The organism is Anaerohalosphaeraceae bacterium (genome assembly GCA_037479115.1).
GTDB lineage: Bacteria > Planctomycetota > Phycisphaerae > Sedimentisphaerales > Anaerohalosphaeraceae > JAHDQI01.
In genome coordinates this window covers 1-24,089 of sequence record JBBFLK010000004.1, presented here as the reverse complement: position 1 = coordinate 24,089, position 24,089 = coordinate 1, and the positions used below count along the sequence as shown (strand labels likewise).

General features: G+C 54.8%; 22 protein-coding genes and 1 tRNA gene. 17 read left to right on the top strand and 6 right to left on the bottom strand.

The genetic code is table 11. From position 1 onward, the window contains the following. Nucleotides 1-23: 23 nt before the first annotated feature. Nucleotides 24-821, top strand: a complete 798-nt coding sequence (locus WHS88_02875; GenBank protein MEJ5259113.1) for a prepilin-type N-terminal cleavage/methylation domain-containing protein — start codon at nucleotides 24-26, stop codon at nucleotides 819-821. Here WHS88_02875 and WHS88_02870 read toward each other — a convergent pair. Further along, the gene (locus WHS88_02870) at nucleotides 797-2,086 is read right to left on the bottom strand and encodes a hypothetical protein (GenBank protein MEJ5259112.1); all 1,290 of its coding nucleotides are present in this window, start codon (nucleotides 2,084-2,086) and stop codon (nucleotides 797-799) included. The two genes, WHS88_02875 and WHS88_02870, sit on opposite strands and share 25 nt — an antisense overlap. Before the next feature lie 4 nt (nucleotides 2,087-2,090). Then, nucleotides 2,091-2,639, bottom strand: coding sequence for a sigma-70 family RNA polymerase sigma factor (locus WHS88_02865; GenBank protein MEJ5259111.1), 549 nt, complete (start codon nucleotides 2,637-2,639; stop codon nucleotides 2,091-2,093). 416 nt (nucleotides 2,640-3,055) lie between these two features. Here WHS88_02865 and WHS88_02860 point away from each other — a divergent pair, with 416 nt between their 5' ends. The 7 genes from WHS88_02860 (at nucleotide 3,056) to WHS88_02830 (ending at nucleotide 11,075) form a co-directional block, all read left to right on the top strand. Further along, nucleotides 3,056-4,612, top strand: a complete 1,557-nt coding sequence (locus tag WHS88_02860) for a hypothetical protein (protein MEJ5259110.1) — start codon at nucleotides 3,056-3,058, stop codon at nucleotides 4,610-4,612. 86 nt (nucleotides 4,613-4,698) lie between these two features. Continuing rightward, complete coding sequence (locus tag WHS88_02855) at nucleotides 4,699-6,237, top strand: hypothetical protein (GenBank protein MEJ5259109.1); 1,539 nt, start codon at nucleotides 4,699-4,701, stop codon at nucleotides 6,235-6,237. An 84-nt stretch (nucleotides 6,238-6,321) separates the two neighbouring features. Then, entirely contained in the window at nucleotides 6,322-6,627 is a 306-nt protein-coding gene (locus tag WHS88_02850) for a nucleotidyltransferase family protein (protein MEJ5259108.1), read from the top strand. After that, nucleotides 6,614-6,949, top strand: coding sequence for a DUF86 domain-containing protein (locus WHS88_02845; protein MEJ5259107.1), 336 nt, complete (start codon nucleotides 6,614-6,616; stop codon nucleotides 6,947-6,949). Before WHS88_02850 ends, WHS88_02845 begins: the two co-directional genes overlap by 14 nt. A 93-nt stretch (nucleotides 6,950-7,042) precedes the next feature. Further along, nucleotides 7,043-8,497 (top strand): asparagine--tRNA ligase, encoded by a 1,455-nt coding sequence (locus tag WHS88_02840; protein ID MEJ5259106.1) that lies wholly within the window; start codon nucleotides 7,043-7,045, stop codon nucleotides 8,495-8,497. Between the two features lie 71 nt (nucleotides 8,498-8,568). Next, on the top strand, nucleotides 8,569-9,816 hold the full coding sequence (locus WHS88_02835; protein ID MEJ5259105.1) for an ATP-binding protein: 1,248 nt from the start codon (nucleotides 8,569-8,571) through the stop codon (nucleotides 9,814-9,816). Nucleotides 9,817-9,929: 113 nt separating this feature from the next. Then, a complete protein-coding gene (locus tag WHS88_02830; GenBank protein MEJ5259104.1) occupies nucleotides 9,930-11,075 on the top strand; it encodes a peptidylprolyl isomerase in 1,146 nt (381 codons plus the stop codon). 133 nt (nucleotides 11,076-11,208) lie between these two features. Here WHS88_02830 and WHS88_02825 read toward each other — a convergent pair whose 3' ends face one another. The 4 genes from WHS88_02825 to nrdR all read right to left on the bottom strand — a co-directional run bounded on the left by WHS88_02825 (nucleotide 11,209) and on the right by nrdR (nucleotide 13,297). Continuing rightward, a complete protein-coding gene (locus WHS88_02825) occupies nucleotides 11,209-11,730 on the bottom strand; it encodes a YbaK/EbsC family protein (GenBank protein MEJ5259103.1) in 522 nt (173 codons plus the stop codon). A gap of 39 nt (nucleotides 11,731-11,769) precedes the next feature. Further along, the gene (locus tag WHS88_02820) at nucleotides 11,770-11,961 is read right to left on the bottom strand and encodes a hypothetical protein (protein MEJ5259102.1); all 192 of its coding nucleotides are present in this window, start codon (nucleotides 11,959-11,961) and stop codon (nucleotides 11,770-11,772) included. 243 nt (nucleotides 11,962-12,204) lie between these two features. Then, the gene (locus tag WHS88_02815) at nucleotides 12,205-12,747 is read right to left on the bottom strand and encodes a hypothetical protein (protein ID MEJ5259101.1); all 543 of its coding nucleotides are present in this window, start codon (nucleotides 12,745-12,747) and stop codon (nucleotides 12,205-12,207) included. A 55-nt stretch (nucleotides 12,748-12,802) separates the two neighbouring features. Next, complete coding sequence (gene nrdR / locus WHS88_02810; protein ID MEJ5259100.1) at nucleotides 12,803-13,297, bottom strand: transcriptional regulator NrdR; 495 nt, start codon at nucleotides 13,295-13,297, stop codon at nucleotides 12,803-12,805. Nucleotides 13,298-13,545: 248 nt separating this feature from the next. On the opposite strand from nrdR, the gene mnmG reads away from it, so the two are divergent. The 9 genes from mnmG (at nucleotide 13,546) to WHS88_02765 (ending at nucleotide 23,801) form a co-directional block, all read left to right on the top strand. Continuing rightward, nucleotides 13,546-15,498: a tRNA uridine-5-carboxymethylaminomethyl(34) synthesis enzyme MnmG gene (gene mnmG, locus WHS88_02805; protein ID MEJ5259099.1), complete on the top strand. Its 1,953-nt coding sequence runs from the start codon at nucleotides 13,546-13,548 to the stop codon at nucleotides 15,496-15,498. A 130-nt stretch (nucleotides 15,499-15,628) separates the two neighbouring features. Further along, nucleotides 15,629-15,701: transfer RNA gene (locus WHS88_02800), tRNA-Phe, on the top strand. Nucleotides 15,702-15,822: 121 nt separating this feature from the next. Further along, nucleotides 15,823-17,241, top strand: a complete 1,419-nt coding sequence (locus WHS88_02795) for a sugar porter family MFS transporter (protein MEJ5259098.1) — start codon at nucleotides 15,823-15,825, stop codon at nucleotides 17,239-17,241. Nucleotides 17,242-17,260: 19 nt separating this feature from the next. Then, nucleotides 17,261-18,787 (top strand): glycoside hydrolase family 32 protein, encoded by a 1,527-nt coding sequence (locus WHS88_02790; GenBank protein MEJ5259097.1) that lies wholly within the window; start codon nucleotides 17,261-17,263, stop codon nucleotides 18,785-18,787. A 169-nt stretch (nucleotides 18,788-18,956) separates the two neighbouring features. Further along, entirely contained in the window at nucleotides 18,957-19,487 is a 531-nt protein-coding gene (locus tag WHS88_02785) for a sigma-70 family RNA polymerase sigma factor (protein MEJ5259096.1), read from the top strand. Continuing rightward, complete coding sequence (locus WHS88_02780; protein MEJ5259095.1) at nucleotides 19,484-21,154, top strand: FecR domain-containing protein; 1,671 nt, start codon at nucleotides 19,484-19,486, stop codon at nucleotides 21,152-21,154. Before WHS88_02785 ends, WHS88_02780 begins: the two co-directional genes overlap by 4 nt. Before the next feature lie 41 nt (nucleotides 21,155-21,195). Continuing rightward, nucleotides 21,196-22,074, top strand: coding sequence for a type II secretion system protein (locus WHS88_02775; GenBank protein MEJ5259094.1), 879 nt, complete (start codon nucleotides 21,196-21,198; stop codon nucleotides 22,072-22,074). Nucleotides 22,075-22,237: 163 nt separating this feature from the next. Beyond that, nucleotides 22,238-22,948: a PEP-CTERM sorting domain-containing protein gene (locus tag WHS88_02770; GenBank protein ID MEJ5259093.1), complete on the top strand. Its 711-nt coding sequence runs from the start codon at nucleotides 22,238-22,240 to the stop codon at nucleotides 22,946-22,948. A 190-nt stretch (nucleotides 22,949-23,138) separates the two neighbouring features. Further along, entirely contained in the window at nucleotides 23,139-23,801 is a 663-nt protein-coding gene (locus WHS88_02765) for a PEP-CTERM sorting domain-containing protein (protein ID MEJ5259092.1), read from the top strand. The last annotated feature ends 288 nt before the right edge of the window (nucleotides 23,802-24,089 follow it).

Below are 24,089 nucleotides of genomic sequence, written 5' to 3'. Positions count from 1 at the left end.
GGGCGCGGGTATCCTGTCTATTTATGAGAGACAGGAGAGGTTTGACCCTGATAGAAGTCCTCGTGACGGCGGCTCTGCTGCTTTTGCTGCTCGGAATGGTTTTTCCGACCCTGCAGTCCAGCCGTCGTTCAGGGCAGCTGCTTCTGTGCTCGGCAAATCTAAAACAGCTGGCTGTTATTACGGAAACCTACGTCCACGCCTACCGCCGGTACCCTCAGGGGTTCTGCAGTCTTTCTTCCTGCACGCAGGCGGCTCCGGCATCCGGGTTTGCAGGCCATCCGACATATGACCGGCCGGGGTGGTGGTGGTTTGATTTTTTGGGGGTTGACCGCTCCGCCGGAGGAATTCTCTGGTGTCCGGCCCGAAGGCCGATGAACAGCCCTTTCCACGATAATCTGCTGTGGTCCAATTACGGAATCAATCTGGCGGTTGCCAAGTGGGCCTCCGTTTCCGATTCCGGCGAGTTTCAGGGACTTTCGATGACCAAGGAGCAGATTCTTCGTCCTTCCGAAAAGATGCTTTATACGGATTCCGGATACGGCGTAATCAGCTGGAAGGCCGCCTCCGGCCTGCCTAATCCTTTTGATTACAATCCGCTCCGCCATGATTCGTTTTATTTTCCGGGCCTGAAGATAAACCGCATCCGCACCATTCATCCGGAACAGCAGACGGACGCAATCGACGGACGTCATCCGCGTGCCAAGTCCTCCGTTGCTTATGCCGACGGGCATGTTGCCGCCGAAAAGACCGAGCGCTTCGCCGTTCAGGCGGACTCGGAAGGGAATCTGAAACCCTCCTATTTTTGGACGGCCGGGCGATAATCAAATCCTTCCGCGGCGATTCGGCTCAACACCTCTGCATCCTGCGGATAGCGAATCAGCGTTGTTGAGACTTTTTGAAACGGATGGTGCTCCAGCCGCTCCCACCAGTCAATTCGAACCGGGAGTTTTGTCCGGGTGTCCAGATACCCGCGCCATCGCCGTTCAATTGGATAGCCCAGGGCGGAGAAATCCGTCCAGGTCAAATCATAAACCTGAACATTCGGCACAGTCGGTTCCTCCGGACGAATCATTTTCCATTTGTACTTGTCCGGCAGTTCCGAGGGACAGCGGAACGGAAGAAGCCCCCAGGGGATTTCGAATTTTTTGACGGGCTGTGTGATGGGAATCCTTTCAATTCCGGCGGCTGTTTTGATGTATTTGTGATGGCGGTTCAGGTCCCACAGGACCGAAGAATCCCTCCCGACAAACAGGTAAACCTCCAAAGATTTGGAAATCCAGATTTCCTGAAAAGGCCGCTGTTCTTCGAGAGCACGGGAGGCGATGATCAGATTCTGATTGTCCTGCGGATAGGATGTAATCGCGGCGTTGACAGGCTGTTCGAGCAGTTTATACACTTCGCTGATATCCAGCCCGCGCACCGGCCGAACCAGCCAAAGCAGATACACCGAGATAAGCAACACCGCCGCCGCGGCGTAACGAAGCCACCCGAGCGCCCGCCGTCTGACCGCAGCCGCCTTGTTCGGCTCCGCCGCCCGCTGCGCGACTGCAACCTCAAAGCTCCCATCTGAATTGCGGCTCAGTTTGGTCAGAACATCGGAATCCGCTCGATGCTCCATCGCCTGGAGAAGCTCGGCACAAGCGCCGGCGAACGATACACGAACGTCCTTGTCCCCGCTCAGGACGCGGGCAGCCGCCAGGGCCTGCTCCGCCGACAGCGTCAAACCTTTCAGGGCGGTCAAATCCTGCCGACACAGCGGGCAACGGGTCAGATGCGCCGCCGCCGGCGTGGGGACCGACGGAACCAGTTCCCCTGCGGCCAGGAGCGGCAGAAACGGCCTGACTTGGCGGCAGCCGACCCACTGTTCATACAGCGGCACCTGGCTCCGCAGAATCTCCGCCCGAACGGACCGAGCGGCCGGCTCCGGGCGTTCCAAAATCCCCTTCAGGCGTCCGAACTCCTCTCGACAATTGCGGCACTGTTCGAGATGCTCTCGAATGGACGCCGGAACTTCCGACGGCTCGTTTATATAGTCGTAATAGAACGCCGCCGCCTGCCGACAGATTTGTTTGGTCTCCTTCTTCATACGTTCATCCTTCTTTTTTATAAAACATTTCTCTGAGTTTTTTCAGACCGCTGCAGATGTAGCGGGCTGCGGTCTCGGGCTTGACGCCCAGTTTTAACGCCGTTTCCTTCAGCGAATAGTGGTCTTTGTAGCGGTAGAGAATGGCCCGGCCTTCGTTGGTCTGTAAGGATTCCTGAACCCGCTGGAAAAAAACCGCAATCTCCTCCTTTTCAGAGACGAGCGATTCGGTTTCTTTTTCTTGGGGGTCTATCTGGGCCTGGCGATAAAATTTCTGGAGAATTTTGCGTCTTCGAGACTGATTTCGATACCAGTCGCCGGCCCGTTTAAGTACGAGCTGATAGAAGAAACTTCGGGGTTTGTGAATCTCCTCGGTCGGCGGGTCCAGAACAAAAGACAAATACAGCTCCTGGTAAAAATCATCTCGATCGGAGGGGTTTTGAATCGCAAAGCGAATCACGGAACGGATAAAGTCCTCGTGTTCCAAAAACACACGATCGGCCCGATTCCGCAGTTCGGCCCACTGTTCCGGCGGCGTATTCTTTTCCGACCCCACAATGTCAACTCCGTGTTATTGCTTCTATCTCTTTAAAATAAAGCATTTTACGAAAAGTCCGCCGGAAATAGCAACCCTTTTTTCTCCGTTTTCTCCGATACACCTCTCTTTTTTCAAAGAACCCTCTGAATGATATCCGGCAATTCCATATCCGGAATAGCCCTATCCAGACTCCATATGCTTCTATCTCAAAGATGCCGGCAATTCATTCGCCCAGAGAAGGAAGGGCATTCTCCGTCTTCCTAATATAGGCGCCTAAGAAGCCCCCTTGATTGATAGAAAAAAATAAGAATTTATTAAGATTTTTTTCTAAAACTGTTCTAAGGATTTGTGAAAAAAAGGGATATAGATGGTTTTTACTCGAGAGGAAAGTCTTCTTGTGAAAATGTGTTCAGGAAGTTAGGATGCCCGTTTGTATGAACGGTCGGTTCTGGCGAAAATTCTGGAGGGTGCTTGTCTTAAGCTGGCGTCTGACGTCGGCCATCGTTCGCTGGTCGGCCGTTTTTCTTTGTTCTCTTCTGTGTTCTATCGGGATTGCTCTCCATATTCCGATAAAAATTGTGCTTTTACTGGCACTCATTCCGTTTGTTTCCGCATTTGTCCCTCGAAAAAGTCAAAAATGGTGCTGGGCTGCGATGGCTGTCGCCGCTATATCCGTCTGGATATGGATACAAGTCCCCTCCGGTGATTCGGCAGAATGGAACACTTATCCATTCGAGATAGAACAGACAGAAAATATCCCGGATAATGCCGCCGTCTTTTATAACTCCCTCGTGGAAAAGACCCGCGAATCCGTCTTTTCCTATCCTTATTCCGAATTTGAAGACCAATTTTCCTACGCCGGCCCCTGGAAACCGGAGCAGTTTCCCGCCTTAAGCCGCTGGATGGACGAATGTGAACCGATTCTTCAGCAGCTGATGGAGAACGCCCGCAAACCCCTGTGTCGTTTTGAGGTGCCCGGCGACCCCGTTCGTTATCAAAAGCAGCAGCTGCGCATCAAGGTCTTGAAGGCCTGGTGCAGTATCCTGCTCCGCTCGGCCAACCGCGATTTGGCCTGCGGCCGGCTCCAGCCGGCGCTCGAAAAACAGCTCACCATTGTTCACATAGCCCGCCATTTTTATCAGCAGGGAACGCTTCTGGACCAGGTAAGCGGGTATTATCTGGAGGAAGCAGCCGGGCGAGTCCTTTCCCGGATGATTGTGGAGGAATGCACGGAGCCGATGCTGGGGGAAATCGAAGAAACCCTTCGGCAGACTGACCCGATGTGGGAGAACAACTGGCCTCGCATTCTTCAGCGGGAAAAACTGCTGGCCCGCAATATCGCCGCGGTCTTTTACCAGCAGAATGCCCGAGGGCAGGTCCGCCTATCCCGGGATATCGGGCTGGGGCTTCATGAGGTGCTGGGCTATCCGCACTATCGGCTGTTTGCCACGGAACAATTCACCAAGCTGTCGGTTTTGATTATGTGGTTCAGCATGCCGGCCACGCCGCACGCGGCCGCCGACCTGATTAACGAACGCTACGACCGCTATGCACGAATGGCCGTGGAGGGAAAGGATTTGGAGTGGGTGGATACACAGCCGCTTTGGAAACGGGGACTCAACAGCCGCTCTCTGGTCGATTGGTATGCCAAACGGCAGGTGAGTTTCTATTATCCCCTCAACAGCCGAAACCGTCAGCAAAAGGCCCTGCGGCAGGCGACGGCCCTTCTGATGGAATTGAGGCGTTTTTATCTCCGGAATGACCGCTGGCCGCAGAATCTTGAGGAACTGTCCGCCTCGCGGGATTGGCTTGACCCTATCAGCGGCAAGCCGTTTGTTTATCTGCCGACGGAAAACGGCTTTCGCCTGTATAGTATTGGGGTAAACAAACGAGACGACCAGGGCGTCAATCATTTAAAGGAGGACAAAGATGACCGCCTGTACTGGCCGACGCCCCGATGGGAAGAGGAAACTGAAGGAGATGAAAAATGAACCGCACGCAAATGTCTTCCGGTAAACCGGAAAACACGGAGCAGAAAAACGAAACACAAACGAGACAAAAGAACCGAAGAATTTTGTTGTGGATTTCCCGTATTTTGTCCGTCCTTCTGATTCTCCTCTGGCTTTATGTCCGGCTGCCGTGGAAGGCGCTGGGGCTCTTTTGTCTATTCCTGCTCCCGGCGCTGCTTCCGAAACCTTATGCGAAAAAAGTTCGATACGGTCTTTTGGGCGTCGTGCTGCTGGTTCTGGTTTGGGTTTTCCTGCCGGCACAACCGGACCCGCGATGGAAACCCTATGCCCTCGAGGACCAAATCCTCCCCTGGCGGCAGGCACAGGAGATACCGGACGGCGAAAATGCGGCGGTCCTGTACAAAAATCTGCTGGCTCAAAAAGACTGGGAAGCAATGCGGGCTCAGCTGAACCGATTGGACCCGAAATCCGCTGCCGTCCGGCATCCGTGGCGGCGAGAGGATTTTCCTGAATTGGCCGGCTGGCTGAAAGAGAATGAATCCGTCATCGAACAGCTGCACGCCGCGGCGAAATACGAGAGATGCTGGTTTGGGCTGCAGCCGCAATGGGCTCAGACGTCAAACTGGGATAGTGTGTCCAATCTGAGAACTGCCGCCGGAATCCTGCTTCGCTCCTGTACGCTGGACCTGGCGGAGGGGCGCACCGAATCGGCACTGCAAAAGCTGTACACAGCCGCTCAGTTGTCCAGTCATCTCAGACAGCAGTCGATGTTTTTGTCCTTGCTAACCAGTCTTCATTTGGATGAGACGATTTGCGCGATTCTCAAATGCCACCTCATCGAAGGAACCGTCCAGCCGGGCCAGGACGAGCGGATTCAGAAGATTCTGGAGAAAATGGATATCTCCTGGCCCCGGCAGTGGTCTGCAGTAATGGAGTTTGAAAAACTGACGGCCAAACAGATGTGGGCCGCGTTGTATGAGGTCAACGAACAGGGACGGACCCGCCTGAAACGAAGCGGCACCGCCATTCTTCCTGTGCCCGATTCAGTCCCGCAGAACCGGCAGCCGCAGACTTATCTTGAGCAGGTCAAGGGACGGTTTCAATTCCTGCTGATGCGGCTGTTTTACCCCGGCCGTGTCGAGCCGCTCTTTCAGGAAATCGACAGAATTTTCGACCCGATCATTGAGCGGGGTCTTCGTCCGGAGCGCAGGATTGCTCTGTCGGAGAAAGACATAGTACCCCGATTCGAATTCAACGTTCGATTCATTCTGAAACTGCTTCATGAAAGCCCTCAGGGTGTCTATTGGAACATTACTGAATCTTATCTGCGGCACCAGTCGCAGCGGCGGGCGGTGGAGCTGTGCAGGGCCCTCCGTCAGGTCAGAGAACAGCATCAGGCCTGGCCGCCGGATTTGGATGCGTGCCGGCCTTATGCCCCTTCTGAAGAGATTTTCACAGACCCGCTTAGCGGCGGCCCCTATGTTTATCAGCCGAACGAGGCGGGCTTTCGCCTCTACAGCAAAGGCCGCAACGGCCTCGACGACGGCGGCGTCTATCAGCGGCGTTTGGACCGCAAAACAGGCCGGACCGTTGTCGAAAAGGATGACATTCCGCTCTGGCCGGTGCCGGAGAGCGGATGCCTGTAAAAACAGATTTGTATCTTTGACAGCGCAATAGTACAATCAGCCCTGTAAGGCAATAAGAAAAAAGACAGGTAAACGGTATTCTTTATGGCTTCGAATCTGCACGTTCCAAAAGAGCGTCTGGAGGTATTTTGCCGGGCGCACCGGATTCAGCGGCTTTCGCTCTTCGGCTCCGCCCTGCGGGGTGAATTGGGACCGGACAGCGATATCGATCTTCTGGTGGAATTTCTGCCGGGCTGTACACCGGGCTTTTTCAAACTGATCGAAATGGAAAACGAATTATCCCAGATTTTCGGGGGACGCCGGGTAGACCTGAGAACGCCGGAGGAATTGAGCCGCTACATTCGTGATAAGGTTGTATCCTGTGCGGAGGTGCAGTATGTTTCTCGATGACCGCACCCGAATCAGGCATATTCTGGATGCCGCCAGAGAAGCGGTCGATTTTCTCGACAAGTGTCAGCGCACGGACCTGGATACCGATCGAAAGCTGAATCTTGCCGTTGTGCGCCTGCTGGAGATTATCGGCGAAGCAGCTTATGGAGTAAGCGAAACCACGAAGGAGAGATACCCGCAGATTCCCTGGCATCAAATGACAGGGATGCGCAATCGGCTGATTCACGGGTATTTCGAGGTGAATGCAGACATTATTTGGAAAACGGTAAAAGAGGATTTACCAGCACTCATCAGACAGCTGGAGCAGCTGCCTTGTTTGTGACTTTTCAAAACTTTTTAAAATTAAATCATACAATTCACTATGACAAACAGCGCATTGATTTGTGAGCTCAAGCATCGAGCAGGACAGGAAGTTTTGCTGAACGGCTGGCTGTACAACAGCCGGCCCAGCGGCAAGGTTCAGTTTCTGATTGTGCGGGACGGCACGGGCTTCTGCCAGTGCGTCGTCGAAAAGGGCAAAATCCCTGATGACCTCTACGAAGCCCTCGAGCATCTGGGGCAGGAATCGTCTCTGTCGGTGGCGGGCATCGTTCGGGCCGAACCGCGCAGCCCGGGCGGCTATGAACTGCTGGTTACGGATGCCCGAATCCATCAGGCGGCCAAAGACTACCCGATTACTCCCAAAGAGCACGGCATCGATTTCCTTCTCCAGAACCGCCATCTCCATCTGCGGAGCCGCCGGCCCTGGTGCATCGGACGCATCCGCCATACCGTCATCGACGCCATCCGGCGATTCTTCAACGACCGGGGCTTTATCCTCGTGGATACGCCGATTTTCACCACGATTGCCGGCGAGGGCGAACAGACGCTCTTTGAAGTCGATTACTTCGGCCAGCCCCTGCATCTGACCCAGACGGGGCAATTGTATCTGGAGTCAGCGGCGATGAGTTTCGGGCGGGTCTACTGCTTCGGCCCGACCTTCCGTGCGGAAAAAAGCAAGACCCGACGGCACCTGACCGAATTCTGGATGGTCGAACCCGAAGTCGCCTATATCGACCTGAACGGCCTTTTGGAACTGGCCGAAGGGCTGGTGTCCTCGATTGTGCAGCGGGTCCTGACCGACAACCGCGCAGAGCTGGAGATGCTCGGCGCCGACATCGCCGGACTCGAAAAGGTCCAGCCGCCGTTTGTGCGGCTCACCTATACTCAGGCCGCCGAAATCCTCACCAGTCAGGCAACCCAGGAGTTTATGAAGCGGCAGCTCTCCCAGTTTCAGGCCCAAAAGGAGGCTCTCGAAAAAGAACTGGCCCAGCTCGAAGAGCAGGAGAAAAAAGGCGGTCTGAAAAAATGGCAGCAGGAGAAAAACGCCCGCCGCATCGTTGAAATCCGCAGCGATTTGGACGAACTGGAAACAAAAATCCAAAACAATCCCAAGCACGCCGAGCTGGCGGCCTCCTTCCGATGGGGCAAGGATTTGGGCGGTTCCGACGAAACTATTTTGTCTTTGATACACGAAAAACCCGTCTTCGTGACGCACTATCCCAAAGAGGCCAAGGCCTTTTATATGAAGGCCGACCGCTCCAATGAGCGCGTGGTCGAAAACTTTGACCTGCTGGCACCGGCCGGATTTGGCGAAATCATCGGCGGCTCCGTTCGCGAGGATGACTATGACCGGCTGCTCAAGCGGATTCAGGAGGAAGGATACAACCCGCAGAACTACTGGTGGTATCTGGATTTGCGCCGGTACGGCTCGGTTCCGCACGGCGGCTTCGGGCTGGGTGTGGAGCGCACCGTCGCCTGGATTACCGGTGAACGGCATATCCGCCAATGCATCGCCTTTCCACGACTAATGGACAAAGTATATCTGTAAATATCATAATATATCAAAATTTACTTGTTTTTCTGCAAAATATGTAGTAAAATGATGACGATATCATCAATATGCAACATATTTATATCGACAGAATTGTAACTCAAAAGATCAGGAGTCTTCTGGAAGACTTTCCTGCCGTGGTTATTTCCGGTGCCAGACAAGTTGGAAAGAGCACTTTGCTCCAACATGTGTTCGGACAGGAGGCGGACTATGTCGTCTTTGAAGAGTTTTTGGATGTGGAAAATGTCCGCAAAGACCCGGAGTTTTTTCTTCGGCAGCACCCGAAGCGTCCCCTGATTCTTGATGAAATCCAATACGTACCGGAACTGGTGTCAACTCTGAAGCGTTATATCGATCGAAATCCGTCTCCGGGGCAGTTTTTGCTGACAGGTTCTCAGCAATGGTCTGTCATGAAATCCCTTTCAGAGAGTCTGACAGGACGAGCGGCTTTTGTTGATTTGGAGGGATTCTGTCTTTCCGAAATTGCGAATCAGCCGTTCCAGAAATCCTGGCTCCAGCAATGGCTTGACAGTCCGGCTGAATTTCTGACAGAAAAGCATGAGCGCCTGAATTTGAACTACACTGTTCTGGATATCCTGTGGCGCGGCGGGCTTCCGCAGGCCTACTTCATCAAGCCGGAAAATCTGCCGGATTTCTTTCTGGCGTATCTGCGAACCTATATCGAAAGAGATGTGCGTTCTTTCGCCGATGTGCTCGACTGGCAGCTCTTTGGACGTTTTGTCGGGCTGTCCGCGGCTCTGACGGCGCAGGAGATTAATTACAGCCAGTTAGGAAGGGATTTGGGGCTGACTCCTCAGACGGCACGCCGATGGCTGGCCATGTTGAAGGCAACCTTTCAATGGTTTGAGGTTCCCGCATTTTCAGGAAATCCGGTGAAACGCATTTCCGGAAAACCCAAGGGTTATTTTGCAGACACAGGTCTTGCCTGTGCCTTGCAGGCAATCAGTTCGCCGAAAGCGTTGGGTACCAGTCCGCTTCTGGGCCGTCTGTTTGAGACAGCTGTCGTCGGTCAAATCCGAAAGTTGTCCGCCGTACTGTCCGGCAGACCGATTCTGCATCATTGGAGAACCTTGCGGGGAGCCGAAGTGGACCTGCTTCTCGAGCGGGACGGGCGGTTCTATCCAATCGAAATCAAAGTTGCCGGGGTGCCGTCCCGCAGCGATGTGAGCGGAATTGCCGCTTTTCGAAAAACCTATCCGAACCTCCAAATTGAAAAGGGATTGGTCATTTGTCCTGTCGAGAAAATAATGGCTCTTTCGGACGAGGATTATGCCGTCCCGTGGGATTTATTGTAACTCCGCAAAAAAATATCTTTCTTGATTATCCACTCGCAAAGGGGTAATCTGTCTGTTTTGTAGATTTACAAAAAGACAAAAAAATTTTTTAAGACTATGAAAGGAAAAGGTTTATGAAATTGGTTATGCCGTTTGCCCTGTGGACGGCTCTGGCTGGCATTGCGGTTCTTTCGGGCTGCAAAGATGAAAAATCCCAGCTTCAGCCTGCCTCGGCCCCTGCGCCCGCCGCTTCGTCCAAACAAGCCGCCGAAAAAGCCAAGCCGGCCGCCGATGCGGTGGTGGTAACGGTCAACGGGCAGCCTATCCTGGAATCCAAAGTCGCTCAGGAAGTCGAAAAGCGGGTGCAGGCCCGTCTGAAAATGGTTCCGCCGGGAATGGAAATTCCTCAGGAGCGCATCCAGATGCTTCGTGACCAGACGCGCCGGCAGGTCGTCGAGATGCTCGTGGACCTGACCCTGATTGATATGGCTCTCAAAGAGAAAAATATCCAGGTGACGCCGGAGCAGGCCGAGCAGGAAATGAAGAAGTTTGCGGAAGAAAACGGCCTGACCCTGGAGGCGATGACGGAACAGATTGCCGCCGCCGGAATGACCGTTGAAGATGTCAAAGAACAATTCCTGACCCGTGCCAAAGTCGATGCCCTGATGAAGGCCGAAATGGGCGACTTGAATGCCACGGAGGCGGAAGCGAAAACCTATTACGATGAACACCAGGAGGAGTTTGCTCAGCCCGAACTGGTTACCGCCAGCCATATCCTGCTTCGCACGCAGGGCAAGACTGAGGAAGAAAAAGCCCAGATTCGGCAGAAAATGGAAGGCATTCTTCAGCGGGCTCGGGCGGGCGAGGATTTTGCCGCGCTGGCCAAAGAATATTCGGAGGACCCCGGCTCCAAAGACCGCGGCGGCGAGTACACCTTCCCGCGCGGCCAGATGGTCAAGCCCTTTGAGGATGCCGCCTTTTCTCTGCAGGACGGACAAATCAGCGACATCGTCGAGACGCAGTTCGGCTATCACATCATCAAGAGAACCGGGTATAAACAGGCCGGCACCCAGCCCTTCGAGGAAGTCAAAGCGGACCTGATGGAGCGTCTGACCGATCAGAAGCAGATGGAAACCTGGCAGGCCCTCAAAGCCCGGCTTCGGGCCGCCGCCAAGATTGAATGGTCACCGGAGGAACAGGCCCGGCAGCAGGCCTTTGAGCAGCAGATGCAGATGATGCAGCAGATGCGCATGCAGCAGGTTCCGCCTCCGCAGCAGTAATCTCACACAGTCAGCCGATTCAGCCGCCGTTTGAGTTTTCACACGGCGGCTTTTTTTCTGCGCTGGGCTTGTGTGTTCGCCGGCCGTTTCCGCAAATCCGGAAAATCTCCCGAATGTCAGGACAGGCCTTCGATCAGGAGGGGAAGAAACTGTCCCTGTACGGATCGAAGAAATACGGGTCCAGGAGCCGTTCTCGGTCGGCCGGATAGGAAAACTTCAAAATTGTCGGCTGCACCAGCCGCACATACTCGTCGATTTTCAGATGAACCGAAACATCATGCTTGCCGGCAAGAAACGAAATCTCCTGACCGTTCATCAGGGATTTATCCATCAGGGTCGGCAGGTGATACAGATTCCCGAACGGCGCTTCGGCCCCGACCTCCGCATCCAGAAACAGCAGGGCCATTTGGTCTTCGTCCGCCAGGCGCACCTGCTGGACGTGAAGATGTTTCTGGAGCGCGGCAAAATCAATCTTCCGGTCCGCCGGAAGAACACACAGATAAAAACGCCCGTCCGCCTCCACAACCACTGTTTTGGCCACCTGCGTGGCAGGCAGTCCCTCCACGCGGGACAGCTGTTCGGCGGTATACGCCGGTTTGTGGCGGACCATTTCGTACTTGGCCTGCTGCTGGTTCAGATAATCAATGACTTTCATAAGCACCTCCTTGCTGGATGATGGGAAGGGAAAAATGATTTACTGAAAAAAGGAATGCCACGGAGCTTCCGGATGAGGTTCCGCAAGGAAATAATAGACAAACACCCCGAAGGAAATCAGACCCAGCAGGATAAAGAGCCACAGGAGTGGTTGATGTTTCAGTTTGGATGCGGATTGATGTGCCAGATGGGCCCACGCCGATGTCCAGGGATGGGTATGAATCGCAGTCATGATTTTGCCCTCCGCATATGGTTGACTGCTCGGCTCGTATCCGATTTTCGGGTTTCGGGCCGTCCCAGTTTTTCTTCACGCAGCAGGGAGCTCGGAGGTGACAGGTTTATTGTACAAAAAAGCCGGTCGATAAATCAATTGTTTTCCGCCTTTTTCTACGAGGGGTTCGAAAAGGAAGTTTGCGGAATTTCCGGGGGAAAAGCCGACAAGTTTTATCGAGACAAGATGACTCCTGAATGGGGTTTACAGCATGATATTCAGCTGTTCGTCGGCCCGGAGCATGGCTTCGGTTTCATTTTCCACCAGCTGGCGGATGAGCTCTTTGCGGATGCGGAGGATTTCCATCCGAAACACCTTTTCTTCGACCTGACCGGCAATAGCCCTCGCCAGCGGACGGCTGAGATGATGCCGACGCATCAGATGCTCAACGATGACGGATTTGCTCCAGGCCGAAACGGAAGGGCCTTCGTGTGCGGAATCATCAATGACTTCGATGCGTTTGCGCAGCAGTTTTCGCTGGATTCGATGCTGGTTGAGCGTTTCGGCGGCCGCACGATGTCCTGTGTCGTGCAGGACGGCCTGAATCATCAGATGAATCTCATCCGCGGTGACGGTCCGGCCGGAGGAACCGCTGTGCAGGTAATAGGTGACGGCCTGAGCCATCTGCTCGGCGGCATACAGATTCGGTTCCCCGGCGGCACTGAGGGCATGATGAAACGTCCCGAGCACTTTGGTATGCAGGTAGGGTTCTGTCGTCCCGTCGGTTTTTATCACCCGCACACGCATGGCGATTCCTTTCGACAGAGGTTAAACGGCCGAACGGCTTGGCGAAAGCCGTTCTTTATGACTGTCCGAACAAGCCCGGCTGGTCCGACAGGTCCGGTTCCTGGAGGACCTGATGGACCTCATCCAGCAGCTCGCCGGCGTCTTTAAACTCCCGATAGACGCTGGCAAAACGGATATAGGCCACTTTGTCCACCTTCCGCAAATGACGCATCGCCGCTTCGCCCAGAAACCGCGAAGAAACCTCTTTGTCAAAATTGCGGAAGACCTCTTCTTCGATTTTGTCGGCAATCTCCTGCATCTGTTCGGCGGAGACCGGACGTTTGTAGCAGGCCTTTTGAAGACCGGCGATAATCTTTTCCCGTTCGTAAGGGACGCGGGACCCGTCTTTTTTGATGACGCTGAGCTTGTAAATTTCCCCGACTTTTTCGTAGGTGGTAAACCGCCGCTTGCAGACCAGGCACTGCCGGCGTCGGCGGATTATCCGCCCTCCCTCGCTGGACCGCGAGTCAATCACCCGATCCTGGTCTTCTTTGCAGAATGGACATCGCACGAGCTGGTCCCCAAAACCTTTTTCGCAACGCGCCGAACAGCAATACTATATGTAGGCCCTGCCTATTCAGATGTCTTATATATAGCGTTCTACGGCAAAACTGTCAACAGGAAATCTGTTAAAAATGGGACAGCCGGGAAAGAACGTATCCTTCTGGAGGGGATCCGCTTCCGGACAGGCGGAATCTGTCAGCAGAGGGTGACTGGATGACAGGATGAATCCAAAGTTGGGGGTCCTCAGCAGAAGACATGGCGGCTCCGGAATGCCTTCGAACATTCATGGCCTTCGAACAGCGTGACCCTCTCGGCATTTGTCCTGTTTCTTCGGGCGTTTTGAGCCGGGGCCGGTTCTGGTTTTTCGTGGTTTTTCTGTTATTTTATAGACCTGTGAAAAATGAGTATGACATTGTGGTTGTCGGGGGCGGACATGCGGGAGCGGAGGCGGCCTGGGCGGCCTCGCGGATGGGGGCCCGGACGCTGCTGCTGACGCTGTCGCGCGACACGATTGCCAAGATGAGCTGCAACCCGGCCGTCGGCGGCATCGGCAAGGGCCAGCTGGTTCGCGAAATCGATGCGCTCGGCGGTCTGATGGGCCGGGCCATCGACGCAACGGGCATTCAGTTCCGCGTCCTGAACCGCTCCAAAGGCCCGGCGGTGCAAAGTCCCCGCGCGCAGGCCGACAAATACGCCTACAAAGACTGGATTCGCGACGCTCTCGAAGGGGCGGACAATCTGGATATTGCCGAAGGCATGGCCGCCGAGATTCTTCTGGCTGACGGACGGGTTGCGGGCGTGGCCTGCACGGACGGACGGGTCTTTCGAGCACCGGCGGTCATTTTGACAACGGGTACCTTTTTGGGCGGCATCCTGCACTGCGGCCCGGAAAAATGGCCCGGGGGGCGGCTGGACGAGCCGGCCTGCAATGAACTGTCCGACAGCCTGCGCCGGCTGGGGCTGACCGTGCGGCGGCTGAAAACCGGCACACCCGTCCGGCTGGACGCCCGCACCGTGGATTTGGACAAACTGGAGGTGCAGCCGGGCGATGAGCCGCCGGTGCCGTTTTCATTTCTGACCGATTCGATTCGGCAGCCGCAGGTGCCCTGCTGGATTACCTACACCAACGAGGCCGTCCACAAACTCCTGCGGGACAACCTTCACCGGGCGCCGATGTTTACCGGCCAGATTGAGTCGGTCGGCCCGCGGTACTGTCCGAGCATCGAAACCAAAATCGTCCGGTTTGCCGACAAGAGCCGCCACCAGATTTTTCTGGAGCCCGAAGACCGGGCCGTGACGACGATTTACTGCAACGGCATCAGCACGTCTGTGCCCAAAGATGTGCAGGAGGAAATGCTGCGGCTGATTCCGGGCACCGAAAAGGCCCGGATTGTTCACTATGCCTACGCCATCGAATACGACTATTGTCCGGCGACGCAGCTGAAAATCAATCTCGAAAGCCGCCGCATTCCGGGGCTCTTTATGGCCGGGCAAATCAACGGTACGACCGGCTACGAAGAGGCCGCCGCGCTGGGGCTGACGGCGGGCATCAACGCCGTGCTGTCCATTCGCGGGCAGGAGCCCTTTGTTCTGGGACGCGACCAGGCCTATATCGGCGTGATGCTCGATGACCTGCTGACCCGCGAAATCGATGAGCCGTATCGGATGTTTACCTCCCGTGCGGAATATCGGCTCACGCTCCGTTCGGACAATGCGGATGTGCGGCTGACGCCGCTGGGCCGGCGGCTGGGTCTGGTGGATGACGCCCGCTGGCAGGCCTTTCAGGCCAAACAAAGGCAGATGGAGGAGCTGACGGGCTACCTGCGTTCGGTTCGGATTTCGGGCAAGACGCTCTGGGAATGGCTCCAGCAACCCGGCCATCCGCTTTCCGAAGACCTCCGCCGCGATGAAACAGTTCGGCAGATGAATCTGCCCGGGCAGGTGCTCGAGGCGGTGTCGATTGCCGCCAAATACGAGGGGTATCTCCAGCGCCAGCAGCGGCAAATCGAGCGGTTTCGCCGGCTTGAGAATGTCCGCCTGCCGGAGGGGCTGGATTATTTCCGGGTCCCGCACCTGCGGTACGAGGCCAAAGAGAAACTGACGGCCTTTCGCCCGTACACGCTCGGGCAGGCCTCGCGAATCGGCGGAATTACGCCTGCGGACATCGACGTGCTGGCCATTTACCTGCGAAAAACCGTAAGCGTTTGACAGAAAAACAGATAAAACAGCATAGACCGCAGGATACTCCCAAAAATCCTCGAAAAATCCCTCAATCCTGCTTGCATTTTGGAGATGCGGATGGTATGTTTCCTTCTTTGCTGAACTGCTTTCAGCCGACGGGTAGGTAGCTCAGTTGGTAGAGCAACGGACTGAAAATCCGTGTGTCGGCGGTTCGAATCCGCCCCTGCCCAGTTCTCCTATCAATTGTGCCTCTTTTTCTTCCAATTTCCCCTCTTTCAATCAATTATTAATAAAGCTTTTGCAAAACAAAATCGAGGTCGGGGTTAAAATGCCCCTGAAAGAGAAGCAGCCATGGAAAAACAAGGGATTCTGTTGAAAAGTGCTCTCGTAGCGGCGCTGGGGGGCCTGCTGTTCGGCTTTGATACCGCCGTCATTTCCGGCGCCGAAAAGACCCTCGAGCGGCTCTATCACAATCAGTATCTTTCGGCGGCTCAATGGTTCGGGCGTCCGGACCTTCCCGCCGGTCAAAGCGAGGAGGCGCTTCCCGTCCTGCAGAAGACCTCTTTCTGGCACGGGACGGTGGTTGCCAGCGCCCTGCTCGGCACGGTCATCGGTTCGCTGCTGTTCGGAAGACCCGCCGACCGGTATGGACGGCGGACGATTCTGAAGGTGCTCGGCATTCTCTATTTTGTCTCGGCGGTCGGCAGTGCCCTGGCCTGGGGGATGATTTCCTTCAGTATCTTTCGCTTTATCGGCGGGCTGGCAGTCGGCGGGGCCTCCGTCATTTCCCCGATGTACATCGCCGAAATCTCCCCAGCACGTTTGCGAGGTCGGCTGGTTGCTATTACCCAGTTTAACATCGTCTTGGGGATTCTGCTGGCGTATCTGTCCAACTGGCTTATCAGTCTGATGAATCTGGGGGCGTGGGAATGGCGCTGGATGTTCGGCGTAGAGGCCTTTCCGGCAGCGGCATTCTTTCTTCTTTTGTTCGGCGTGCCCCGAAGCCCGCGATGGCTGGTTGCTCAGGGCCGCCTTGAAGAAGCCAAAGACGTGCTCAATCAGGTCGGCACTGACAGCGGCGATGTGGAGGAGGAGCTGCGGGCAATTCAGAAGTCCCTTACAGAAGACGCCGCCAGTTTGAAGGAGCCGTTCTTCCGCCGCAAGTATCTCAAACCCATCCTGCTGGCGGTGATGATTGCCGTCTTTAACCAGCTGTCCGGTATCAATGCTCTGATTTACTACACGCGGCGGATTTTCGAGATGGCCGGAGCGGAAGGCACCTCCGCCCTGGCCCAGTCGGTTATCATTGGGCTGACCAATCTGGTCTTTACGATGGCGGCTTTGGCGGTCATTGACCATTTCGGACGCAAAAAACTGATGCTGGCCGGCTCCATCGGATACATCCTCAGCTTGAGCATCGTCGCCTGGGCCTTTTATTCCGGCGCCGGCGGCGTAATGGTTCTGGCGGGCTTTATCCTTTTTATTGCCGCCCACGCCTTCGGACAGGGGGCCGTCATCTGGGTCTTCATCAGCGAGATTTTCCCCAATGCCCTTCGGGCTCGTGGGCAGGCTCTGGGCAGTTTTACCCACTGGATTATGGCAGCCCTGATTTCTCAGACGTTTCCGATGTTTGCCGAACAGCTCGGCTGGCGAATCTTTGCCCTGTACGGGCTCTGTATGGTCGGCCAGCTCCTTTGGGTGCTGTTCGTAATGCCGGAGACCAAAGGCGTACCGCTTGAGCAGATGCAGAAACAACTGGCTGTCGGATAATATCGCAAGGAGTGCGTCAATGAATCGGCCGGAGCGTTATAGACGAATGGTATTTGCGGTCGCCGCCGCTGTTTTTCAGGCCGGCTGCGCAAGGTTGGTCGAACATCCGGCCTCTGCAGAGCCGCACCGCCCAAATCCGGCTGTTGTTCGGGCGATGGAATCGATGCTGGCTCGTGTGCCCGAGGCGGCCGCCGACCCGATGCGTCCGGCCTATCATTTTTCTGCGCCGGCTCAATGGATGAACGACATCAACGGCGTGCTCCATTACAGGGGCTACTATCACATCTTTTATCTGCTCAACCCTTACGGCGACCAGTGGGGCACGATCCACTGGGGACACGCCCGAAGCCGGGATTTGGTGCATTGGGAACATCTGCCGATTGCCCTGTGGCCCTCCCGCGAAAAAGGCGAAGAACATGTTTTTTCCGGCTGTCTGACGCTGAATTCCGCAAACCAGCCGCTTATCTTCTATACGAGCATCGGGCATCCTTTGCCCGAACAGTGGGCGGCTGTCGGCTCTCCTGACCTGCTCGTGTGGGAAAAATACGCCGGCAATCCTGTCCTGAAAATGGAGGACCACGGCGGCCTTTCGATTGAAGAGTGGCGGGACCCGTTTGTGTTTTGTGCGGAGGGGAAAACCTATCTGGTTTTGGGCGGACGGCTGCCGGCCGGCGAGGGAAACCGGGCCGCGGCGTTTCTCTATGAAGCCCGGCAGGGGGACCTGCTGAAGTGGACATACAGAGGGATTCTCTTTCGGCATCCGGACCCGAAACTGCACAGCATCGAATGCCCGAATTTCTTTCCTTTGGAAAACCGCTTTGTGATGCTGATTTCGCCGTATGGGCCGGTGGAGTACTTTGTAGGCGATTTCGATGCAAAACAGGGAACGTTTACGACCGTTCATCGGGGCCTGGCGGATGCCAGCGAGAACTTTTACGGCACGAATGTGCTGATTGACCGCCGCGGACGGCGCATTCTGCTCGGCTGGCTGCGGGGGTTTCAGAACACAAAGGGCTGGAACGGGTGTATGTCCCTGCCGCGGGTTCTGACCCTTTCAGATAGAGGAGAACTGCTCCAGACGCCGGCGCCGGAACTGAAGTCGCTGCGAGGTCCGCTTTGGCAGCAAAAGCAAATTCTTCTCGAAAACCAGCGGATTCCTCTCGACATCCGCGGAAAACAGCTCGAAGTCAAAATGAAAATCGTCCCTGCCGACGCCTCCGAATGCGGATTGATTGTCCTCTGTAAAGAAGACGGAACCGACGGATTGGCGATTACCCGACAGGCGAACCGGCTGACTGTGGGGGACCGAGAGGTTCCATTGTCGGGCAATGAACCCGTTGTACTCCATCTGTTTTTAGACAATAGTGTCGTTGAAATCTATATTAATAACGGCCGCCAGTGCATCAGTCGGGTTTTGTCGCCTTGCCCTGAACAGGATTGGGACTATGTCTATCTGTTTTCAAATAATGGCCAAGCCCGATTCGAGTCTATCCGAATTTGGCAGCTGAATTCTATCGATAAGCAATCCGGCCTTTCTCAAGATTAACATAACTGGAGTATTCCTTGTTTTAATTCGAGGAATATGGCCTAACTTATCTTACCATATTATTCATTTTTCACTTTTTTAGAATTTTTCACCAGTCGTTCATTATCCCTTAAGGAAGCGGCTTTGGAATGCCGTTTTTCAGGACGTGGGGCGATTTGAACGGATAATTATGGATAAAAAGAGTGCAAAATTTTTCCGCTTGTACACGAGCATCCAGAACCGGCTGCACTCCATTATCCTGGTGATTGTTCACAATCCCAGCGCCGCCGATGATTTGCTTCAGGAAACCGCGGCGACGCTGTGGGAAAAGTTCGACCAGTTTGAGGAAGGAACGAATTTTTCCGCCTGGGCCATTCGAATCGCCAAAAACAAATGTTTTGAATATCTGCGGCGGAACGAAAAGACCAAGAAGCTTTTCCGCAACGAGTTTTACAAACAGGCCGCCGAGTTGGCAGTTGAATCATCAGAGGAGCTGTCCACTCGCCTGAAGGCCCTGGATATCTGCTGTGAAAAACTGGACGCCAGGCGGCGCTCTCTGCTGAAACTGCATTTTTCGGACAATATTTCCGTCAAAGAATTGTCCGTCCAGTTCGGCCAGCCTGTCAGCACGCTCTACAACCATATTGCTCAGGCGCTGGACTGGCTGCGGTTCTGCATCAAAAAGACTTTGTCCGCTCAACCCGTTCAGAGGTTCGAATGAATTCGTATCCGAACAGACGGCTTATTGATACTTTGATTCTGAAGCTGCTGGAGAATACCATCAGCGATGAAGAGATTCAGCAGCTGGATGAGCTGTTCGCGGCGCATCCGGAGCTGGTCAGGCATTACTGCGAGTTTGTCATTCACTACAACACGGTTCGGACCAAGTTTCAAAGCGAGCTTCCTTCCGGAGCCGCCTCGCTGCTGGCCGACAGCTCCATCGACGAGCGGTTCTGGGGTGAGCTGGCTCATGAGGAAAAATCGGCGCCGGCTGTAGAAGTGCCGCCGGCCCCCAAAGAAGAACCCCGCGAGGAAAAGCCCCAGCTGCAGCTCAAAACAGCACCGCGTGTCAGCAAATTTTCGATTTATTCACTGGTCCTCTCCTCCGCGGCTCTCTTCTTTGTTCTTGTGTATGCCTTTTTCTCACCGCCCGGAAGCGGAATGGAGGTGGCGACGGTTTCCGATTCCTACAACGCCAAATGGGGCACTAAGCAGCCGATTCAGAACGGCAGCCGTCTAGTGACCAAATCCGAGCCTCTGCTGCTGTACGAAGGAATTGTGAAACTGGCTTTTGACAACGGCAGCACGCTCCTTCTGGAAGGTCCGGCCAAATTCGAGATTCTTACCGAGGACCAGGTGCATCTGAATTTCGGACGGCTGTATGCCATCGTTCCTTCCCACGCCGTTGGGTTTATCGTCAGCACCGCCAACTCGAAAATCATCGATTTGGGCACGGAATTCGGCGTCAAAGCAGAGCCCGACGGGCAGACGGAGGTCCATGTGCTGTCCGGCAAAACCCTGCTGATTTCCGGCACGGGCAGCAATCCAAAAAATCACGTGGAAATCGCCCGCGGCCAGGCCAAGGCAATCGCCGGAAATGGAACAATTCAGGATATTCCGCTCAAAAAAGATTCGTTCGTCCGCCATATCCACTCGCAGACCGGTATCATCTGGCGCGGACAGACGCAGCTGAATCTGGCGGATATAGCCTCCGGCGGCAACGGGCTGGGAACCGGCAAAAACGAGATGGGCATCGACCCGTCAACCGGACGCGCTTCGACCATTCTTTTTCACAATCAGGAATCCCCCAACCTGTACCGTCCGACGCCGAGTCTGGACTATGTGGACGGGGTGTTCATCCCCAACGGGCGAATGCCGCAGATTGTCAGTTCTCGGGGACATATCTTTCAGGAATGTCCCGTCACCAGCGGCTGGTGGTTTACCAGCATAGTCGCCTCTCTTCGGCCGTTCCCGTGGCCTGTTCCGGAAAACTACTCCCAGGCGGTTCCGCCTTTTGTGAACTGTCTGGTGATGCATGCGAATATGGGGATTACGTATGACCTCAAGGCGCTTCGAAAAGACCTGCCGGGCGTCAAAATTGTCCGATTCCGCTCTTACTTTGGAATTGAGGGGAATGCGATTCGTCCGGAAGCCGCCAACGCCGATTTCTGGGTGCTGGTGGACGGAAAACCTCGCTTCTGGAAATCCCAGGTCAAAGTCGGACAGTTCGATTTTGCAGAAATTGAGCTGTCGGAAAACGACCGCTTCCTGACCCTGATGACTACCGACGGAGGCGATGCCCCCAATCGGTTTCTTAACGGTCAGTGGGTGACCACGATTGACAGCGACTGGTGCTTGTTCGCCGAACCGGTTTTGATTCTCGAATAGAAAAGAAAGAAAAATGCATGGAAAGGAGAGCAAGAAAATCTATGAGAAGAGCATACGGATTTACCCTGATTGAGCTGCTGGTGGTGATTGCGATTATCGGTCTTTTGCTGTCGATTATGATTCCGGCGCTGGGCCGAGCGAAGGAATATTCGTATAAAGTTGTCTGCAGCAACAATATCCGCTCCCAGGCGCAGGGGATTCGTCTGTATGCCGAACAGAATGACGGCTCGGTTCCGCTCAATGAAGGCGGCAACTGGCTTCAGGACCTGTCCTTCTGGTGCAGCAATCAGATTATGCAGTATGCCGGGCTGGATCAGAAGTCGTTTTACTGCCCGTCCAACCGGTTTAAGAGCTCCGACGACGGGCGGTTCTGGCAGTTTTCCTGGGTGGGCGATTCAGACTATCAGCCGCCGGTACCCGGTGCGGTGACCGGCCCGCTGCCTCTGCGGGATGAGAGCCGTCTGCCGGAGGCCCGCCAGCGGCAGGAGTTTCGCGTGATGTCCTACAACTATCTGTTTGACCGGGTCAACTACGCCAGCAATCCTCCGACCTCCCGGTATCCGGATCGGCTGCTGAGCGGAGTGCGGGCGGTCTGGATTCGCAAACTGACCACGCTGAATAACAGCAGTGCAACACTGATGATTGTGGACAATGTGCTCAGCCAGTACAGCGGCACAGCCGCTTCCGGCTACGTGCAGGCCCCGCCGGGCGGATGCAATTTTACAGAGGTGGCCGGCGGACTGTACAGCGCCTACGGACTGTATGACAGGGCCAACCATCTGGCTCGTCAGTCCGAACCGGGCTCCAACCGCAAGGACGTCGCCGGGGCCAACATGGCGTTTGCCGACGGACATGTGGAATGGAAACGGCGGCAGGACCTCCGGACACAGATTCAGTTCGGTCAGTATTTCTGGTGGTGAAAAACAGGCGGGAGAAGACATGGGTGATGAAACGCAGCAATCCCGGGCGGCAGCATATCCCTTGTTTGTTTCCCTGACTTCGTGAATAGATGTGTGAAGTGTGTGAGGATAGAGCGTACGAAAGGGATTGAGGAAGAATAACCACATTTTCGGAGGAAAGACGATGAAAGGTACGGGGATTTTCTTGTTGGCAATGATATGTGCAGCGGGCACAGCTTCCGCTGTTGTGACGGTCTATTCCAATGATTACAACAGCGAGACCATCGGCGCCGGTTTTCCGGCCTGGAACTGGATTGACGGCGATACGGCAAACGGTTTTGTCAAGAGCCATACGGCTGTTTATGCAAGCGAGGGAGCACCCTACAATACGGTTGTCAAACATGTGGGCCTGATTGACAATTCTCAGGGCACTGCGTCTGTGAACACGCGTTTCGGCTCCAAGTGGACGATTACCGTGTCCGGAAACACCAGCACCAATCCGGCAGACTACACCATTTCGTTTGATATCAAGAACGTTTCGGGCAGCTGGGACCCCATCGCGCTTGAATTCTTTGTGCTCACCGGAACGGGCAACGGCGTCGGCAGGGGCTCGGGTATTATGAACTTCACGCAGGCCGCCGGCTGGGTGCATGTGGAAAAGAATCTTTCGGAATTGACCGTAAACTGGTGGAACGGAAGTGCCTGGGATCTGACAGACACGACCTGGCAGATTGAAATCGGCGGTCCGGGCTGGCCGGGCTGGGCGGTTGCTGCCGGCACACCGGCCTGGGAACAAATCTGGCTGTTTGACAACCTGAAAATCACGATGATTCCTGAGCCGGCGAGCATGACTCTGCTGGGGCTGGGAGTGCTTGCTCTCAGACGAAAACGCTAAAAGTTCTCTTCTCTTCTTCAGTCGGAACCTGCTGATGGGGCGGCGCCTCCGAACCATCAGCAGCCCGGCTGAAATCCGAAACAGAGAAAAGGACTCATGCATCGCAGGGCAAGAGAACAGGTGTGAAGTGTGTGATATCGTGTACGCGGACTGAAATGGTAACAAGTATTTTTGGATGGAGGATTAAGAGATGAAAAAAGTATTGGTTCTATTTATGGCGGCTGCGTTGGCTGCAGGGTCACAGGCAATGGTGGTTATCGATTCATTTGTGAACATCGATTTTGATTCCGGGACTGTGACTTCCTGGCCGTTTAAAGGCTTTGACGCTCCGTGGGCCACGGAGATCCTTGGATGGACAAACTATCCTTCCACCGGCCCGCTGAACGATGCAGGGGTTGAAGGACCGGGTGCCTGGTGGCTGACCCAGGCTTATACCGATGTTCATAAGAATGCGGGCTTTATGTCCGCCGGCGATGCGGCCTACACAATGAGCTCCTATACCATCCAGGCTGGGGATGTGTTTTTCATTAAGTATATAGCCGGTGTGTGGGGCTGGACCGGTACGGGGCAGTGGACGGCTTCTTTGTTCTATAACCATCCGGACAATGTATTCGGCAGCTATGTCCAGAACATTAATTCCTGGATGCCGGATGGGGTCTGGTATTCTGATTCTGTTGGAATTCCGGCCACGCCTGCAGCGGTCGGCGGTACGCTCGGCATTCTCCTGAAAAGTACGGGGACCGGAATCGTGCAGATAGATGAAATTACGGTTTCTGTCGTTTCCATTCCCGAACCGACCATTATGGCCTTGCTGAGTCTGGGCACCCTTACCTTGCTCAGAAAACGGAAATGAACGCTTTTTTCTTCGGTCGGAACCTGCTGATGGGGCGGCGCCTCCGAACCATCAGCAGCCCGGCTGAAATGGCGGAGTGTGACAAAAGACCCCTTTGCAACAAAACTGAAAGGAGATTTAAGATGAGAATCAGTATAGTTGTTTTGATGCTTGTGGGGGTGTTTGTCGGAACCAGTCAGGGCCTGAATATTGCCGTATCCGGGACGAGCCAGACCGGCAATCAGGCCATCATTGACTTTTTTGTTCAAAACTTTAATGCGACGGTTACATTCGGGGATTTCAGCAACC

Bases quoted from the DNA above. Each gene is read 5' to 3' on its own strand.
- WHS88_02830 (MEJ5259104.1), top strand. From the start codon at position 9,930: ATGAAATTGGTTATGCCGTTTGCCCTGTGGACGGCTCTGGCTGGCATT.
- WHS88_02815 (MEJ5259101.1), bottom strand. From the start codon at position 12,747: ATGCGTGTGCGGGTGATAAAAACCGACGGGACGACAGAACCCTACCTG.
- WHS88_02870 (MEJ5259112.1), bottom strand. From the start codon at position 2,086: ATGAAGAAGGAGACCAAACAAATCTGTCGGCAGGCGGCGGCGTTCTAT.
- WHS88_02790 (MEJ5259097.1), top strand. From the start codon at position 17,261: ATGAATCGGCCGGAGCGTTATAGACGAATGGTATTTGCGGTCGCCGCC.
- WHS88_02780 (MEJ5259095.1), top strand. From the start codon at position 19,484: ATGAATTCGTATCCGAACAGACGGCTTATTGATACTTTGATTCTGAAG.
- WHS88_02785 (MEJ5259096.1), top strand. From the start codon at position 18,957: ATGGATAAAAAGAGTGCAAAATTTTTCCGCTTGTACACGAGCATCCAG.
- WHS88_02820 (MEJ5259102.1), bottom strand. From the start codon at position 11,961: ATGACTGCGATTCATACCCATCCCTGGACATCGGCGTGGGCCCATCTG.
- WHS88_02875 (MEJ5259113.1), top strand. From the start codon at position 24: ATGAGAGACAGGAGAGGTTTGACCCTGATAGAAGTCCTCGTGACGGCG.
- mnmG (MEJ5259099.1), top strand. From the start codon at position 13,546: ATGGCGGCTCCGGAATGCCTTCGAACATTCATGGCCTTCGAACAGCGT.
- WHS88_02845 (MEJ5259107.1), top strand. From the start codon at position 6,614: ATGTTTCTCGATGACCGCACCCGAATCAGGCATATTCTGGATGCCGCC.
- WHS88_02835 (MEJ5259105.1), top strand. From the start codon at position 8,569: ATGCAACATATTTATATCGACAGAATTGTAACTCAAAAGATCAGGAGT.
- WHS88_02860 (MEJ5259110.1), top strand. From the start codon at position 3,056: ATGAACGGTCGGTTCTGGCGAAAATTCTGGAGGGTGCTTGTCTTAAGC.
- WHS88_02795 (MEJ5259098.1), top strand. From the start codon at position 15,823: ATGGAAAAACAAGGGATTCTGTTGAAAAGTGCTCTCGTAGCGGCGCTG.
- WHS88_02775 (MEJ5259094.1), top strand. From the start codon at position 21,196: ATGAGAAGAGCATACGGATTTACCCTGATTGAGCTGCTGGTGGTGATT.
- WHS88_02825 (MEJ5259103.1), bottom strand. From the start codon at position 11,730: ATGAAAGTCATTGATTATCTGAACCAGCAGCAGGCCAAGTACGAAATG.
- WHS88_02765 (MEJ5259092.1), top strand. From the start codon at position 23,139: ATGAAAAAAGTATTGGTTCTATTTATGGCGGCTGCGTTGGCTGCAGGG.
- WHS88_02850 (MEJ5259108.1), top strand. From the start codon at position 6,322: ATGGCTTCGAATCTGCACGTTCCAAAAGAGCGTCTGGAGGTATTTTGC.
- WHS88_02770 (MEJ5259093.1), top strand. From the start codon at position 22,238: ATGAAAGGTACGGGGATTTTCTTGTTGGCAATGATATGTGCAGCGGGC.